The 16,481-nt window shown below is 64.6% G+C and carries 15 protein-coding genes; 3 read left to right on the top strand and 12 right to left on the bottom strand.

Annotation, left to right across the window (positions count from 1 at the left end; all coding sequences use genetic code 11):
• Positions 1 to 29 precede the first annotated feature (29 nt).
• The 10 genes from ybgF to ACE10Z_RS06970 all read right to left on the bottom strand — a co-directional run bounded on the left by ybgF (position 30) and on the right by ACE10Z_RS06970 (position 10,823).
• Positions 30 to 1,052, bottom strand: a complete 1,023-nt coding sequence (gene ybgF / locus ACE10Z_RS07015) for a tol-pal system protein YbgF (protein WP_375787290.1) — start codon at positions 1,050 to 1,052, stop codon at positions 30 to 32.
• A 248-nt stretch (positions 1,053 to 1,300) separates the two neighbouring features.
• A complete protein-coding gene (pal, locus tag ACE10Z_RS07010) occupies positions 1,301 to 1,795 on the bottom strand; it encodes a peptidoglycan-associated lipoprotein Pal (RefSeq protein WP_375787289.1) in 495 nt (164 codons plus the stop codon).
• Positions 1,796 to 2,065: 270 nt separating this feature from the next.
• Entirely contained in the window at positions 2,066 to 2,800 is a 735-nt protein-coding gene (locus ACE10Z_RS07005) for a hypothetical protein (RefSeq protein ID WP_212320437.1), read from the bottom strand.
• A gap of 176 nt (positions 2,801 to 2,976) precedes the next feature.
• Positions 2,977 to 5,301 carry a putative bifunctional diguanylate cyclase/phosphodiesterase gene (locus ACE10Z_RS07000; protein ID WP_375787288.1) on the bottom strand — a complete coding sequence of 775 codons (2,325 nt, stop codon included), beginning with the start codon at positions 5,299 to 5,301 and terminating at the stop codon, positions 2,977 to 2,979.
• A 185-nt stretch (positions 5,302 to 5,486) separates the two neighbouring features.
• A complete protein-coding gene (gene tolB / locus ACE10Z_RS06995; RefSeq protein WP_375789764.1) occupies positions 5,487 to 6,830 on the bottom strand; it encodes a Tol-Pal system beta propeller repeat protein TolB in 1,344 nt (447 codons plus the stop codon).
• Between the two features lie 72 nt (positions 6,831 to 6,902).
• Positions 6,903 to 7,838: a cell envelope integrity protein TolA gene (locus ACE10Z_RS06990; RefSeq protein ID WP_375787287.1), complete on the bottom strand. Its 936-nt coding sequence runs from the start codon at positions 7,836 to 7,838 to the stop codon at positions 6,903 to 6,905.
• Between the two features lie 30 nt (positions 7,839 to 7,868).
• The gene (locus tag ACE10Z_RS06985; RefSeq protein WP_097676111.1) at positions 7,869 to 8,336 is read right to left on the bottom strand and encodes a biopolymer transporter ExbD; all 468 of its coding nucleotides are present in this window, start codon (positions 8,334 to 8,336) and stop codon (positions 7,869 to 7,871) included.
• Positions 8,337 to 8,370: 34 nt separating this feature from the next.
• Entirely contained in the window at positions 8,371 to 9,084 is a 714-nt protein-coding gene (gene tolQ, locus ACE10Z_RS06980; RefSeq protein WP_016846954.1) for a protein TolQ, read from the bottom strand.
• A gap of 485 nt (positions 9,085 to 9,569) precedes the next feature.
• Entirely contained in the window at positions 9,570 to 9,956 is a 387-nt protein-coding gene (gene crcB / locus ACE10Z_RS06975; protein WP_375787286.1) for a fluoride efflux transporter CrcB, read from the bottom strand.
• A gap of 267 nt (positions 9,957 to 10,223) precedes the next feature.
• Positions 10,224 to 10,823 carry a superoxide dismutase gene (locus tag ACE10Z_RS06970; protein ID WP_021078629.1) on the bottom strand — a complete coding sequence of 200 codons (600 nt, stop codon included), beginning with the start codon at positions 10,821 to 10,823 and terminating at the stop codon, positions 10,224 to 10,226.
• Positions 10,824 to 10,965: 142 nt separating this feature from the next.
• Between ACE10Z_RS06970 and ACE10Z_RS06965 the strand changes: the two genes are divergently transcribed.
• From ACE10Z_RS06965 to ACE10Z_RS06955, 3 genes are all read left to right on the top strand, one after another.
• On the top strand, positions 10,966 to 11,496 hold the full coding sequence (locus ACE10Z_RS06965; RefSeq protein ID WP_375787285.1) for a GNAT family N-acetyltransferase: 531 nt from the start codon (positions 10,966 to 10,968) through the stop codon (positions 11,494 to 11,496).
• A 140-nt stretch (positions 11,497 to 11,636) separates the two neighbouring features.
• On the top strand, positions 11,637 to 13,022 hold the full coding sequence (locus ACE10Z_RS06960) for an MATE family efflux transporter (RefSeq protein WP_375787284.1): 1,386 nt from the start codon (positions 11,637 to 11,639) through the stop codon (positions 13,020 to 13,022).
• A 149-nt stretch (positions 13,023 to 13,171) separates the two neighbouring features.
• Entirely contained in the window at positions 13,172 to 13,615 is a 444-nt protein-coding gene (locus ACE10Z_RS06955) for a DUF2147 domain-containing protein (RefSeq protein WP_375787283.1), read from the top strand.
• Positions 13,616 to 13,687: 72 nt separating this feature from the next.
• Here ACE10Z_RS06955 and ACE10Z_RS06950 read toward each other — a convergent pair whose 3' ends face one another.
• Positions 13,688 to 14,836 (bottom strand): DUF3095 domain-containing protein, encoded by a 1,149-nt coding sequence (locus ACE10Z_RS06950; protein WP_375787282.1) that lies wholly within the window; start codon positions 14,834 to 14,836, stop codon positions 13,688 to 13,690.
• A 232-nt stretch (positions 14,837 to 15,068) separates the two neighbouring features.
• Positions 15,069 to 16,274, bottom strand: a complete 1,206-nt coding sequence (zigA, locus tag ACE10Z_RS06945) for a zinc metallochaperone GTPase ZigA (RefSeq protein ID WP_375787281.1) — start codon at positions 16,272 to 16,274, stop codon at positions 15,069 to 15,071.
• Between the last annotated feature and the right edge of the window lie 207 nt (positions 16,275 to 16,481).

The following is a 16,481-nucleotide window of genomic DNA, read 5'->3' as shown; positions in this document are numbered from 1 at the left end:
AAGGCCGGCAGCGGCCTCCCCCGGCTGGTTTAGCACTTCACGCGCTTCTGCTCGCGGTCAACCGCAGCTTTGACCCCGCCGGACGCGCGCGGATACTTCCGCGTGATCTCGCCGAACGCGGCGCAGGCGGCTTCCTTTTCCTTCAGCGCCGCCAGCGACTGGCCGAGCCGCAGCAGCGCGTCGGGCGCTTTCGCGGATTTGTCGAACTTGGTGGTCACACCGAGGAAGGTTTCCGCAGCATCGCGATATTGCTGGCGCTGGAAATAGCTTTCGCCGAGCCAGTATTGCGAATCCGCCACCAAAGGATCGCTCGGATACTTGGTGGCGAAGTTCTTCATCGTCTCTTCGGCGAGCGCATAGTCCTTGCGTTGCATATAGCCGATGCCGAGGTCGAACTCGTCCTTCGGCGTCGCCGACGGCGGCAACGTGGTCAGGGCCGCGCTCGCGCCGGGCGCCCGCTGCGGACTGGTGTTGCCGAGATCGAGCGGCTCGCCCGCTCCGCGGCCGCCCGGCGCGCCGACCGCCGCATCGTTCTGCATCGGCATCTGGCCGCCGCCACCGAGCACGCGCGGAGCGCCGGGGGCATTCGGATTCTGGGTCGGATCGAAGGCGTCGCCGCGGCCGCGGCGGCCGGGGGGAGCTGCCGCCGGTGCCGGCTCCTGCACGATCGGCGCGGGCGCCGCGATCTGCTGCTGGTCATAGCCACCCTGCGGCTGCCGGCCATACCCTTGCTGCGGCTGGGCGTAGCCTGGCTGCGCCTGCGGGTAACCCTGCTGCGCCGGCGGCGCCGCCGCGACACCGGGCTGGGCCGCCGGAGGCTGTCCATTCGGGCCGGGCGGCTGGCCGCCGAGCTGGCGCAGGCGCTCCTCGAGCTGGCGGTTGCGGTACTGCAGCTCCTCGTTCTGGCCGGTCAGCTGCCGGAGCTGGTTCTCCAGCCGCTCGATCCGCATCTCGGCATCGGAATCGTCGGATTGGGCAAACGCTGGTGCGGAAACGGCGAACAGCGCCGCGATCGCCGCGGCGGAGGAAAGAAAATGAAGCCTGGATGACATTTTGCCCTGACGACGAGATCGACGTGAAAAGCGAGCGACATTGAAAGACGGAGTACGCCGGAATTGTGACTGGCAGTTCAAATCCGGGACAGCGTCGCGGATACCGGTTTAGTACGGACGGTGGAACAAGCAAGCGGCCAATTGCACGCAGCTTCGTTCATGTTGATGAAGCCGGGTCAGGCCTTCATGCGACCAAAACAAAACCGGCGCCCGAAGGCGCCGGCTTGGCAAACTCGTCCAGGATCGCGTCAGGAACTGGCGTTCAGCACGGTGACGGCGCGGCGGTTCTGCGACCAGCAGGAGATGTCGTTACAGACCGCGACCGGGCGCTCCTTGCCGTAGGAGATGGTGCGCATGCGGTTCGGGTCGATGCCGCGCGAAGCGAGATAGGCGCGAACCGACTGGGCACGGCGCGCACCGAGCGCGATGTTGTATTCGCGCGTGCCACGCTCGTCGGCATGACCTTCGATGGTGAAGGAATAACGGTTGTAGGTCTGCAGCCACTGCGCCTGCTTGTCGAGGGTCGCTGTCGCCTGCGGGCTGAGATCGGTCTGATCGCTCTCAAAGAACACACGGTCGCCGACATTGACCACGAAATCCTGCTGGCTGCCCGGGGTCGCGGCGCTCGCCATCGCGCCATCGGCGCCCATGCCGTTCTTGTTGGCGCAGGCACCCATCGACAACGCCACCGCCAGAACCGCAGCCAGCTTCATACCCTGGAGGATACGCATCTGATATTTCATTCCGGAGCCTCCACGCTCACGCTCTTCGTACTGTCCATTGGGTCTACAGGGCGATGGTTAAGCGAACGTTCCGTCAACCTTGACGAGACCTTGCTGGACCCGATCAAATGCCAGGCAATGGCGAAAAGCGCCCCCGATGGTTAATGGGTGGCAAATGTGGCGCGATGGTGAAGGGAAGCCAAGGTCCGCAGGAACCGGCCGCTTTTGCAGGACAATTTGGCCCGCGCGCAACAGTCGATCGATGTCAGATTGATCAGAACGCCGGTTTGTTCAGGGATTCGGCACGATCGAGGCGCGCTCGAACGGCCGGACGATACCGTCGGGCTGCAACTGGCCTTCCCGCTCAAACAGCATCCGCCGCTCGAAGGCGCTCGAGCGCAGGAACGGATAGCGGGCGAGCACACGTTCCCGCACGGTCGGCAGATGCGACGCCATTAACCCGACCGGCTTCACTAGCCCCGGGTAGAGCCGCGGCTCCGACCAGGTCTCATGCAGGAACACGCGCCGGTAGAACGCCATGTGCTCGGGCCGGACCGGCGCCAGGCCGTAATCGGCGTTGAAATGCACGCCCGCGGTCGAGCCGAGCCGCACCGTGACATAGGGCAGTTCCGGATTGTTCCGCGCCTTGTCGGGGTCCGCGACGAAGCGTGTCGAATCGATGAAGACCAGACCCTGATCGAGTTTCGGCAGCAGCACATCGCCGAATACGTCGAGCGTCGGCGAGGAGCGCCACTCCGGTGTCGCCACGGTGATGCGGATCGAGCTGCAGAGCTCGCCTTGCAGATAGACGCCGAACACCCAGGCGTTCGGCGCATCGTCGAACTGATCGACGACGCGCTCGTCCGCCGAGGGCCGGATCGCGCCTTCGCGCAGATAGGCGCGGTAACGCAGCCGGTAGATTTCGTCTTTCTGTTCGGGAGTCTGAGCGAGACGGTAGTCGACTTGATCCAGAGGGTCCGCAAGCCTTCCTGTCGCGGGCTTGATGGCTTCGGCCGCGGACCTCATGTGGAACTCCCCAAACAACTCAACAACTTCAACGCGCGAGCCAAAAGATTAACAGCTTCTTAATTTTCGTCAAAGCAATCGCGGCAATACGGTTAACCTCTGACCGCAACGGTGCATTTCGAATCGTGCAGTCAAAGGCGCTTACAACTATCGATTGAAACAGTCGGTGCGTCAGCTCACGCGATCGAGCGCGAGGGAACCACGTGCAGTTGGTCGTCCGTGCGCCGGCCATGCGAGGCATTGAGCAGCTGGCGGATGCGGACGGCGGGAACCGGCCGGCTGAACAGGTATCCCTGCGCTTCGGTCACAGCGCCGTCGGAACTGATCAGTTCGAGCTGCTCGTTGGTCTCGATCCCCTCGACCACGACCGACATGCCGAGGTCCGCGGACAGCCGCGCCACGCCGCGCAGCAAGGTCAGCGGCCGATCGCTGTCGATGCCTTCGAGGAAGGAGCGGTCGATCTTGACCTTCTGCAGCGGGAAATTGTGCAGATAGCTGAGCGACGAGTAGCCGGTGCCGAAATCGTCCAGCGAGATCCGCACCCCGAGCGAGCGCAGTTGCGACAGCACGTCGTGGGTCAGCTCGGTGTTGTGCAGCAGCGAGGATTCGGTGATCTCGATCTCGAGGCGGTGCGCCGGCAGACCGGACACCTCGAGCGCATAGCGGACCTCGCTCAGCACGTCGCGCTGATGGAACTGCTGCGGCGAGAAATTGACCGCGACGCTCACCGCCTCCGGCCACTTCATGCATTCCATGCAGGCCTTGCGCAGGATCCAGCGGCCGAGATCGACGATCAGGCCCATATCCTCGGCGACCGGAATGATGTCGACCGGTGAGACCGTGCCGCGCGCCGGATGGTTCCAGCGCAGCAGCGCCTCGCAGGTCGAGACCTTGCCGGACTTCAGGTTGATCAGCGGCTGGTAGAACAGCTCGAATTCCTCGTTGGCGAGCGCCTTGCGCAGATCGAGCTCGAGGATGCGGCGGGCCTCGACAGTCTGGGCCATCTCGTCGCGGAAGAAGCAGAAGGTGCCGCGGCCGTCGGCCTTGGCACGGTAGAGCGCCATGTCGGCATTCTTCAGCAGCGTGTCGGCGCCGACACCGGGCGCGGTCATCGCGATGCCGACGCTGGCGCCGATCTCGACCAGATGGTTGTCGATCTTGTAGCGCTCGCTGAGGCGGTCGACGATGCGCCGCGCCAGCGCGGCGGCGTCCTCATGCGAATGGATGTTCTGCTGGAACACGACGAACTCGTCGCCGCCGAACCGGGCAACAAAATCCTCCGGACGCAGCATCTCGCGCAGCCGTTCGGCGACCGCGCAGAGCAGCTGGTCGCCGCAGGGATGGCCGAGCGTATCGTTGACCTGCTTGAACTGGTCGAGGTCGACGAACAGCAATGCGGAGCGATGGTCGCCGTGCTGCATGGCGAGCAGCCGCCCGATCTCGTCGCGGAAATTGACGCGGTTGGGCAGCGCGGTCAGTTCGTCGTAGCGCGCGAGATGGCTGATCCTGGCCTCGGCGTCCTTGCGCTCGGTGATGTCCTCGACCAGCATGACCGTGCCGCCGCCCGGCATCGGCTGGAACGTCCAGTCCAGCGAACGGTTCTGGGCCGGATCGGGGTCGCTGGTGACGATGTCGCCGCGCTGGGAACCCTCGATCTCGCAGAGAATCTGTTGCGCGGCCGCGGCCGAGATCGCGCCGGACAGCACGCAGGCATTGCAGATATCGGTCGCGCTGGCGCCGCGCTGCACGAAATCGTCCGACAGCTCCATCATCTCGATGAATCGGTGGTTCATCACCGCAAGGCGGCCGTCGGCGCTGAACATGCACAGGCCGTGCGGCATGTTGTTGAGCGCGGTATCGAACTGATGCGCCAGCGCCGCCTCGCGCTCCTTGGCGATCCAGGCGTTGACGTAGATGCGCTGCAGGGCGGAGGTGAGGTGCCGGATGGCGCTGAAGAACACCAGGCTGAGCAGCGCAAGGGCGATGTGATAGGGACCGCCGACATACATCAGCGCCGCGATCAGGGGACCGATCGACATCAACAGATGCTGGTGGAAGATCTGCGGCCGGCCGAAGGTCCGCCCTACCCCCGCCGAGGTGTAGGCAACCACCGTGGTCACGCAGAGCATATGGGCGGCGGCATCGCTGGTCGTGAGCAGGACGGCGGCGCCCCACAGGCCGAGCGCGATGCCGTAGGCGAGACTGCCGATCCGGTAGCGCTTTTCCCACGTCACGGACTCTTCGACGGTGAGACCGGAACTGCGCTGCTGATAGCGGTACATCTGCAGCGCGCGCGCCAGACCCACCACGATGAAGAGCGGCACGCACAGCCAGGACAGCAGATTGCCGGTGACGAACGCAATCACGGCGCCCGCGATGGCGGGGCCGAAGGCGCCGAAGATCATGGGCGCGGGGTTCATGAACAGGGAATCGACCAGCGCCGCGGAGATCGTCGGCGACATCGACTGGTCCGGTTCTCCCGTCTGACTTGCAAACTGCATTGTGAGAGCGCGCGTCCTTTTCAGCTCGCACTCTTACTGATCGCAGGTGAAGTCTTTCTGAGGGAACATCGTTAGCGAGTCGTTGCCGCGACCCATTGATAATCGAAATTCGGCATAAGTTTCAGTGCGCTAGGTAAGAAGTGCCGACCGCCCCGGAGTTCCCCCGGAGCAGCTCTGCGCCAGCCTCACGACAACAGCGGGGACCAGGCGGGGTCGGAGGCAAAACCGGGGGTCGGCACCCGCAGTTCGTTGCGCCCGGAGACGTCGATGGTGAACAGCGACGGACCGCTGTTGCCGCCGGGATCGCGGAAGAACATCACGACGCGCCCGTTCGGCGCAAAGGTCGGGCCTTCATTGTGGAAGCCCGAGGTCAGGATGCGCTCGCCGGAGCCGTCCGGCTTCATGATGCCGATCGCGAACTGCCCGCCGCCCTGCTTGGTGAAGGCGATGTAGTCGCCGCGCGGCGACCATACCGGGGTCGAATAGGTGCCGTCGCCGAACGAGATGCGCTGGGCCGCGCCGCCGGTTGCCGGCATCACGTAGATCTGCGGCTTGCCACCGCGATCGGATTCGAAGCAGAGCCGCGTGCCGTCGGGCGCGTAGGATGGCGAGGTGTCGATCGCCGGCGTGTCGGTCAGCCGCGTCATCGACTTCGAGCGCAGATCCATCACGAACAGGTTGGAGTTGCCGCCCTGCTGCAGGCTCATGATGACGCGCTGGCCGTCGGGCGAGAAGCGCGGCGAGAACGACATGCCCGGGAAGTTGCCGACGATCTCGCGCTGGCCGGTCTCGATGTTGAGCAGATAGACCCGCGGGTCGCCCTGCCCGAACTCCATGTAGGTGATTTCCTGGGTCGACGGCGAGAAGCGCGGCGTCAGCACGAGATCCGAGCCGCGGGTCAGATAGCGCACGTTGGCGCCGTCCTGGTCCATCAGCGCCAGCCGCTTGACGCGGCGATCCGCAGCGCCGCTCTCGTCGACGAACACGACGCGGGTATCGAAATAGCCCTTCTCGCCGGTCATGCGCTCGTAGATCTGGTCGGAGATGATGTGCGCGATGCGCCGCCAGTATTCGGCCGAGGTGTCGTAAGACTGGCCGGCGAGTTGCTGGCCGGTGCCGACGTCCCAGAGACGGAATTCGGCCTTCACGCGCCCGTTGCCCTGGCGCGTCATGCGCCCGACCACCAGCGCCTGCGCCTTGATGCTCGCCCAGTTATTCAGGTTCGGCGGCGCGTCGATGTTGACCTGCTTCTCGAGAAAGGCAGCCTGGTCGATCGGCGCAAACAAGCCGCTGCGCTTGAGGTTGTTGGTGATGACCTGCGCAACACCGACGCCGACTTCGGTATCGCCGGGCGTGCCGGCCGAGAAATTCGGAATCGCGATCGGCACCGGCGCGAACTCGCCTCCCGGGACGGGAATCTGCTTGCGCCCGCTTTCCTGTCCGACGGCCTGACGGAGGGGTACGCCAGCGAGTGCGCCAAGCGCGGCCATTCCGAAAATCATCTGTCGGCGGTCGAGGCGAAACATCATTGCACGCAAATCATTGTTGTCGGTCATGGTCGGTAGACTTTGTCCGCTATGGGTCAAGCGTCGCAGCTGACGTTACGTATTATTCTCTTTGAACACGGGTGCGAATGCCTTCCATTCCTCAAACCAGCCCGCAGGCAGGTTGTAGGGCTGACATGCGATAATCGCGCGCAAGGCACTCTCCTGATAGACGCGCATGTAGGGCGTGCCCGGCGAGCCTTCCGCCACCGGCATGCGCGCCAGCGTGCCGTCGCGCTTCAGATCGACGTCGATCACCACCTGGGTCCGCTGCTCCTCGATGCTGCCGTAGGGCTTGTTCTTCCAGCAGCGTTCGACCTGCTGCCTGAACATCGCGCCCCAGGTCGCGGAGTTGTCGGCGGCCCTGCCTTTCGCCGTGCCGAGCGCAGCGTTGGCATTGAGCGCATCGCCGGTCGCCGCGGCCCGCGTCGGGTCGCGCTTGTCGAGCAGCGCCGCGATCTTGCTCTGGTCGAACACGCGATCCTTCGGCTTCTGCTCCGGCGGCGGCTTGGCGGCCTGCTGAACCGGCTTCGGCGGCGGCTTCTTCTCTTCTTTCTTGATCGCTTCCGCGATCGGGTCGGGCTTCTCCGGATCGGGCTTCTTCTCGACCGGCTTCGGATCTTCCTTTGGCTTGTTCTCGACCTTCTTCGGCGGATCCGGCTTCTTGTCTTCCGGCTTCTCGACCTTCGGCGTCGGTGCGGGCGCGGTTTCGGTCACCACCGGCGGCTTCTTTTCCTCGACCTTACCGACCATGTCGTCGACCGGCTTGGCTTCGGCGACCTTGTCGACCAGCGGCTTGGGATTTTCCTTCTTGCCGTCCTTCTGGCCGGTCATGACATGGGAGAGCTGATCGGCGGAGATCACATCGACCGCGACCGACTCTTCTTCCGGCATGACGTACGCCCTGGTCGAAAACGACACGAGGCCCCACCCGATCACGAGGACGTGCAGGGCGATCGATGCCGCCAGAGTCTTGTCGACCTTGACCTTCAAATCAGGCTTCCCCGTGCCTTGGCATGGTGGTTATCCGCCTTCCGGGATGATGACGATATTCGCCTTGAATCCCGCGGCCCGGACCTCCCCGAGCAATTTCATCATATCCGTGTAACAGACATCCTTGTCGCCACGGAGATAGACCACTTTCTCGGCATCCGACCGGGCGTCCCCGATCGCCTTGATCTTGGCCGGAAAATCGGCGGCCGTGATCGGCGCGTCGCCCAGATAGAGCTCGACATTCGAGTTGCAGCCACCGCCGGTGCGCTTGACCGACAGCGTCAGCGGCGGCTGGTTCGACGAGATCGACTTGCCGCCGCTCGCGACCGGCAGGTCGATGTCGATGTTCGACGTCATCAGCGGCGCCGCGACCATGAAGATGATCAGCAGCACCAGCATCACGTCGACCATCGGCGTGACGTTGATCTCGGCCATGACCGGCTTGCGCCCGCCGCGGCGGCGTCTGCCACCGCCGGACCCTGCCATGCTCATCGCCATGATCGTGCGCTCACAACAGTGACCATCATAAGTCTCAGCCCCGCTCGTCGATCTGACGCGACAGGATGGCGGAGAACTCGTCGGCGAACCCCTCCAGGCGCGCGGCCTGCCGGTTCACCTCCGAGGTGAACTTATTGTAGAAAATAGTCGCCGGAATTGCGGCAATCAGGCCGATTGCGGTCGCAAACAGCGCTTCCGCGATACCGGGCGCCACCACCGCCAGGGAGGTGTTTTTCGAGGCCGCGATCGACTGGAAGCTCGACATGATGCCCCAGACGGTGCCGAACAGGCCGACAAAGGGGCCGGCCGAGCCGACGGTGGCCAGCACCAGCAGCCGGCGTTCCAGCCGCTCCACCTCCCGGGCGATCGAGACGTTCATGACCTTCTCGATCCGGGCCTGCAGGCCGGCAAAGGACCGCGACTGGCTCTCGAAGGAGCGCTTCCACTCCCGCATCGCCGCCACGAAACAGGCCGCCATCGACTGGGTCGGCTTGGCCGAGAGCGCCCGGTAGAGTTCCTCGATCGACTGGCCGGACCAGAACGCTTGCTCGAACTTGTCCATCGCCCGCTTGGTGCGGGCGTAGAGCAGGATCTTGTCGATCGCGATCGCCCAGACCCAGACCGAGCAGGACAAAAGTCCCAACATCACGCATTTGACGACCCAATGGGCCTGCCAAAACAACGCGATCAGCGACACATCGCTCGATGCCAGTGGCAGAGTTGACTGAGCCACGTCGGCGGGATTCATCGGCAATATCCTCTCAACGCAAGTGTCCCTATCAGGCGGGCCGCCAATCGGCACCGGTTCGACGGCCACACGCCCGGCGCGGCAAAAACTGCGCGAGAGCCTCTTACATCTGTCGCATGGGGGGCCCGTCCAAAGCCGGGCCCTGCTTCCCCTGCCAACATGTCAAAACGAGGGCTTTTCACGCGGCATTCCGACCCTAACCAAACGCTAATCATGGTTAAGGCGAGGTTACCAAAGGGAAATTTGGAGGCGGGAAATGCCGCCGGCGGAGCCGGTTGGCGGGTTCCCGGGATGAATGGTTTCCGCAGGATGGCGGGGGTGCGGGTGCCCCTCTCCTTGCGTCGTCCTGGCGAAAGCCAGGACCCATAACCACCGCGCTCGGTGATGAACGGGATCGTGGCCCCAGCCGCGCGCAACATTGAGACTTGGGGTAATGGGTCCTGGCTTTCGCCAGGACGACGATGGGGATAGGGCGCGATTCAAGCTCAAGTCAAATGCCGCACGATCGCAAGCCCGGCGAACAGACCCGCGATCGACAACGCCACCGAGCCCGCGACGTACAACACGGCAAGGCCGAGCTCGCCGCGCTCATACAGAACCGCGGTGTCGAGCGAGAAGGCGGAGAAAGTGGTGTAGCCGCCGAGGATGCCGGTCATCAGGAACAGCCGCCACGGCTGCGAGGCCTCGCCCTTGAAGGCGAGATAGCCGGCGATCAGGCCCATCACGGTCGAGCCCGTGATGTTGATGATGAAGGTGCCGTAGGGAAACGCGGTGCCGATGCAGCGCGCGCAGGTGACATTGATCAGCTGCCGCAGCGTTGCGCCGAGGCCGCCGCCGAAAAAGACGAGAAGATAGCTTGCCGCGTTACCCACCAATGCCCCCGCTGGTGTGTGGAGAAGCTCAGCACGCGCCGCTCAAAGGCTTACCCTCCCCTGGAGGGGGAGGGTCGGTTCGCATGAAGCGAAGCGGAATGCGAAACGGGGTGGGGTGATCTCTCAACACGGACAGTGTCGCGCGTGGATAGACCGTCACCCCACCCCGCCGCTCATTTCATTCGCGTCGACCCAAGAGCGAGCTCCGCTCGTCTCGACCCCTCCAGGGGAGGGTATAAGAGGGTCGAGCCGAATTGCGATCTGCGCTTAGCCGGCCTTGCCGAACAGCTCGTCGACGTAGTCCCAGTTGACGAGGCTGTCGACGAACGCCTTCAGATAGTCCGGACGGCGGTTGCGGTAGTCGATGTAGTAGGAGTGCTCCCAGACGTCGACGCCGAGGATCGGCACTGCGCCATGGACCAGCGGGTTCTCGCCGTTCGGGGTCTTGGCGATCTCGAGCTTGCCGCCCTTGACCTGCAGCCAGGCCCAGCCGGAGCCGAACTGGCCGACACCGGCGGCAGCGAAGTCGGTCTTGAACTTCTCGAACCCGCCGAGATCCTCGTTGATCTTCTTCTCCAGCCGACCGGGCAGCTTGCTGCCGCCGCCATTCGGCTTCATCCACTTCCAGAAGTGGATGTGGTTGTAGTGCTGACCGGCATTGTTGAAGACGGCCGCGTTCTTGCCGAACGAGCCCTTCACGATCTCCTCGAGGGACTTGCCTTCGAATTCGGTCCCCTTGATCGCGTTGTTGCCGTTGGTGACGTAGGCCTGGTGATGCTTGTCGTGGTGAAACTCCAGCGTTTCCTTGGACATGTAGGGCGCAAGGGCGTCGTGGGCGTAGGGCAGATCGGGTAGCGTGAAGGTCATGGGGTAATGTCCAACAGAGGGTGGGAGACTACACTTAACGGGTCCCCCTTATAGAAGGTTCCACGGCGGAGAAACACCGCATTTTCGGATCGTGTATGACAGATCGGCGCAGCCGAAGACCAAGACCCAGGGACCTGAGACGATGAGCATCGAAATCGACATTCTCAACGGAGATGCGTCATGGCGGCGCGCCGAGCCGCTGCTCCGGGCGGTCTGGAGCCCGGATATCATGGAGAACAAGCCATGGGCGGACATCAAATGGGCTCACGCGGATTTGCGCGTGCTGCTCGACGCGCCCGATGACAGCGGGCTGGCCTGCCATGTCGGTATCTATTTCCGGACCATCACCTGGAACGGCCACAAGGTGCATGTCGGCGGCATCGGCGGGGTCTCGACCCGCGAGGACTGCCGGCGGCGCGGCTACGCGTCGCTCGCGCTCGATGCCGCCGTGCACACCATTCGTGCCAATGACGCCGTGAAATTTGCAATCTTATTCTGCGAGCCGCACAATTTCGCATTCTATCAGGCGCGCGGCTGGCATCCCTTCGCCGGCGAGGTGACTTGCGAACAGCCCTCCGGGCAGATCCGCTTCGAGGCGATGACGCCGTTCGTCAACGACATCGTCCGCGCGCCGCGCCAGGGCAAGATCGACCTATGCGGCCTGCCGTGGTGACCCCTGCACGAGCGCGGGTGGCGTGGCCCAGCTCGGACTCGTAACATGTCAATCATCATTTATTGATTGCGAGCCTGGTTCACTGGCGTCGAATTGCAGTGCGCCACTACTCTCCCGCTTGCGAAGTGAGCCGCTGACGCATGACCATCGATGCCTCGATCGACGACATCAGCCCCGCCGCGGCCACGCCTGCGGTCCCGGTCGATCATCTGCTGACGGCACCGATCCTGCCGACGCTGCTGCGGCTGGCGGTCCCCAACACCATCGCGATGTTCGGCTCGACGCTGGTCGCGGTCGCCGAGACGTCCTATATCGGCCGGCTCGGCACCGAGCCGCTGGCCGGCATCGCGCTGGTGTTTCCGTTTGCGATGCTGACACAGATGATGTCGGCCGGTGCGATGGGCGGCGGCGTTTCGTCGGCGATCAGCCGCGCGCTCGGCGCCGGCGACCGCGACCGCGCCGCCGACCTGGCGCTGCATGCGGCGATCATCGGTGGGTGCGCCGGATTGTTCTTCACCGTGATGATGCTGGGGTTCGGCCGCACCTTCTATGCGCTGCTCGGCGGACGCGGCGGTGTGCTCGAACAATCGATGCATTACTCGCAGGTGCTGTTCTCCGGCGCGATCTCGATCTGGCTGGTCAACACGCTCGCCTCTGTCGTGCGCGGCACCGGCGATATGCGCGTTCCCTCGATGACGCTGATCACCGTCTCGATGATCCAGATCGCGGTCGGCGGCGTACTGGGTCTTGGGCTGTTCGGCATGCCGAGCCTCGGCATGCGCGGCGTCGCCGCGGGCCAGCTCACGGCCTTCACGTGTGGTGCGATCTTCCTCGCCTGGTATCTCGCCTCTGGCCGCAGCCGGTTGAAGCTCGACTTCGCCGCCTTCAGCTTTCAGCGCGCGATGTTCCTCGACATCCTGAAAGTGGGCGCGATCTCCTGCCTGTCGCCGCTGCAAAGCGTGCTGACCATCCTGATCTTCACCAAGATTTTGGCGGGCTTCGGCACCGAAACCTTGGCCGGTTACGGCATGGGCTCACGGCTGGAATTCCTGCTGATCCCGATCGCATTCGCGGTCGGCGTCGCCTCGGTGCCGATGGTCGGCATGGCTGTTGGTGCGGGACTGGTGACGCGGGCCCGCAAGGTGGCGTGGACCGCCGGCACGGTTGCCGGACTTGTCGTCGGATTGGTCGGACTCGTGGTCGCACTCAAGCCGACGCTGTGGATTGCTCTGTTCACCACCGATCCAGGCGTGACTGCCGCGGCCTCGTCCTATTTCGCGCTGGCCGGCCCGGCCTTCGGCTTCTTCGGTGTCGGTGTCTGCCTCTATTTCTCCTCGCAGGGCGCAGCCAGGGTCGGCGGGCCGGTGCTGGCCGGGACCATCCGCCTGCTGCTGGTCGGCATCGGCGGCTGGTGGCTCGCCACCGCGAGCGCCCCGGCGTGGACGCTGTTTGCGCTGGTCGGCGGTGCGATGGTGGCATTCGGCCTCGCGACCATCATTTCGATTCGGCTGACCCGTTGGGGATAACCATCGCTACGCAGCTGCGCGTTGCCTGAGCATGACCGCCCGGGAAGAAAGCAATAAAATTTCCGGGTACCACGCGCCTGTTCGCGCGAATATGTCATTGCAGAAATCTTTCGACTTGTTATTCAGGCCAGCCTCTTGGGGAATAAGCCATGGCCTGCAGACTGGGATTCGTGATCGCAATCGTCGCGACGGGACTTGCTGTGCCCGCCGCGCATGCACAGGGCGCGCCTGAGCCTTTCGGCGTCTGGCAGACCCAGGCGGGCGATGCCCGCGTCAAGGTCAGCAAATGCGGCGGCGGCATTTGCGGCGTGGTGGTGAGCCTGCGCGACCCGATCGATCCGACGACCGGCAAACCGCAGGTCGACAACAAGAATCCCAACCCGTCGCTGGCCAACCGGCCGATCATCGGGCTGCCGCTGTTCTCCGGCATGCAGCCGGTTGCCGCGGGCAAATGGTCGGGCCAGATCTACAACGCCGACGATGGCGGCACCTATGCGAGCAGTGTCTCGGTGACTAGCGAGAGCACGCTGCGCGTCGAAGGCTGCGTCGGCGCGCTGTGCGGCGGCGAGACCTGGACGCGCGTGGGGCGATAAGGGCTAGGCGGGATTTTTCCTTCACCTCTCCCGCTTGCGGGAGAGGGAGCAGAATCCCGATGTTGCAACAACTCACACCGCGCGCGTCTTCAGCACGGTGGCGGCCGAGGCGTAGCCGCCGCGGGCGCCGTCGATGAAGTGGACGTGGTCGGCGCGCATCACCGACGGCGTGAAGCAGGTCATCATCGCGGCATCCTGCTCATGCAGGCCGTAGCGCACGATGCCTTGCGCGGCGGCGGCAACCAGGCGCTGCTCGAGCTCGGCGGCGAGCTCCGGCGTGCAATCCAGGATCATGCGCAGGCCGTCGTCGAACTTGCGGAAGTCGGAATTCTCGACCAGCTGCCGCACATAGTTTTTCGGCACGAACTTGCCGACCGGGATATTGAACCGCATCAGCGTATAGGCCCACAGCGTGAACGCGAGCACCGTGGCACGGCGCAGTGCGAGCGAGCCGCCGCGCCGCGCACGCGCCTCGTACTCCATGCCCTGAGGCGGCCAGCGCAGCGGCGGGCCATTTGCAGGCACCGGCCGTCCAGCCTCCGGGCTCTTCTCGACCAGCACGACAATATCCTCGATCACCTTACGGAAGGCCGCGGGATCGGCGTCCTTCGCCGGCAGCACCAGCACCGAGAGGATGACGCCGCGCGTCGACGGCATCACCTCGAAACGGCAGGACAGGCCGGACAGATCGGGCTGCGTGCCCTCAGGCGCCGGATCGAGGGCGAACTCGCCGCGCTTCATTACGGCATCGGCAAACGCAAGACCGCCGCCGGAGAACATCGCATAGGACAGATTGGCCGACGGCCCGAAGCGCGCGACGCGCACATCGGCGCCCGCGGCGCGGATCGCGGCGATCGGCACCAGCGCCACCCGCAGCACCAGATCGAGGTCGTCGCGCACCCAGCGCGCGGTCGCAGCCAGCGCCTCGCGCGCTTTGTCGAGATCGGCCGGCGCGACCGCAAAGCTCGCGCCGTCGCCGCCGAACACGAAGGGGAATTCGCGGCCATCCAGCGCGTTGGTGACGGAGGCAACCACCGCGGCACCGGCCATGTTGACCGCCTTGTAGCGCTGCGCCGCGATCGCCTTGGTCGACTCCACGATATCGGCGACGCCGACCGTCCAGTCATCGGGCAGCGGCGCATACAGCGCCGGATCCATCAGGCGCGCGAAGCCGCGAAACACCGGAATGCCGCCGTAGAAGACCTCGCTGCCGCCAGCCATCGCAACGCCGTGTTGTGTTCGCCCCTGCAAGACTCTCTAGCAGATACGCCGCGGATTGGGACCGGATTTTGAAAGCGCAGCTCGAGTGGAGCGAGGTCCCGTCACCCTGAGGAGCCGCGAAGCGGCGTCTCGAAGGGTCGACGGCCACCAGCCGGGCCGTGCATCCTTCGAGACGCGCTACGCGCTCCTCAGGATGACGGGGAAGGCATCACGCGCCGGATCAAAATGCCCCTCACGCTGCCTCGCCTGTTCTTCTCCACGGCGGAAACGGATCGCGCAGCTTGGCCCAGGCCTGCGGGTCCATGCCCGGCCGACCGGCGACGAGGCAGGCATCGAGACGGCGACGAATGTCGTCCTCGTTCATGCCGGAGCCGATGAACACCAGCTCCTGCCGGCGATCGCCGTAGAGATCGTTCCAGCTCCGCTGCATCATCAGCCGCCAGTCCGGATGATCCGGCCAGCGCTCGCGCGGGATTGCGGCCCACCACGATCCGAGGCCTTCGGTTCGCACGATCGCGCCGGCCTGGCTCATCTCGCCGCACCAATTCGGACGCGTCGCGATCCAGAAATGGCCCTTGGCGCGGATCACGCCTTGCCAGCTCTCACGCAGGAAGCCGTGAAATCGCACCGGATCGAACGGCCGCCGCGCGCGGTAGACGAAGCTTGTGATGCCGTACTCCTCGGTCTCCGGCACGTGCTCGGCAAAGCCGTAGAGCTCCTTGTGCCAGAGCGGGTGCTGCTGTGCACGTTCATGGTCGAAGCGGCCGGTGTCGAGCACGCGGTCGAACGGGACTTTGGCAAAATTCGCCTCGACGAGGTCAGCGTCGGGATTGAGCGCACGCACGATGGTGCGGGCAGCTTCGCGCTCCGCCGGTGTCGCGGCATCGACCTTGTTCAACACGACGACGTCGGCGAACTCGATCTGCTCGACCAGCAGGTCGACCAGCGTGCGCTTGTCGCCGTCGAGCGCCTCGCCGCGCTGGGTGAGGAAATCGGTCGAGGCATAGTCCTTCAGGAGATTGGCAGCGTCGACCACCGTGACCATGGTGTCGAGGCGCGCGACATCGGAGAGGCTATTGCCGTCAGCGTCGCGAAACTCGAAGGTCGCGGCGACCGGCAGCGGCTCGGAGATGCCGGTGGATTCGATCAGCAGATAATCGAAGCGGCCGCTCTCGGCGAGCGCGCGCACTTCTTTCAGCAGATCGTCGCGCAGGGTGCAGCAGATGCAGCCATTGCTCATCTCGACCAGTTTTTCGTCAGTCCGGGACAGGTTCGCACCGCCATCGCGGACGAGGTCGGCGTCGATGTTCACCTCGCTCATGTCGTTCACAATCACCGCAACCTTCAGGCCGTGGCGGTTGTTCAGGACGTGGTTCAGCAAAGTGGTCTTTCCAGCCCCGAGGAAGCCGGACAAGATGGTGACGGGGAGTTTTTGCATCGAGATCAAACAGTTGCTGGAGGGATAGGCGGCGGCGGGACATGCGGCATTCGCTTGATGTTATGTTATAACATAACATCAAGTAGCCGCGACCTGTCAAGCGCCGGGGTGCGGCACCGTCAGCTTGCCTTTCTCACAAATGCGTAGCCCGGATGAAGCGCAGCGAAATCCGGAGGCCGCACGATCCGCGGATGGACGTGTCCCGGA

The sequence above is a fragment of the Bradyrhizobium sp. Pha-3 genome, assembly GCF_042258615.1.
Classification (GTDB): domain Bacteria; phylum Pseudomonadota; class Alphaproteobacteria; order Rhizobiales; family Xanthobacteraceae; genus Bradyrhizobium.
This window is presented reverse-complemented; position numbering and strand designations above follow the sequence as displayed.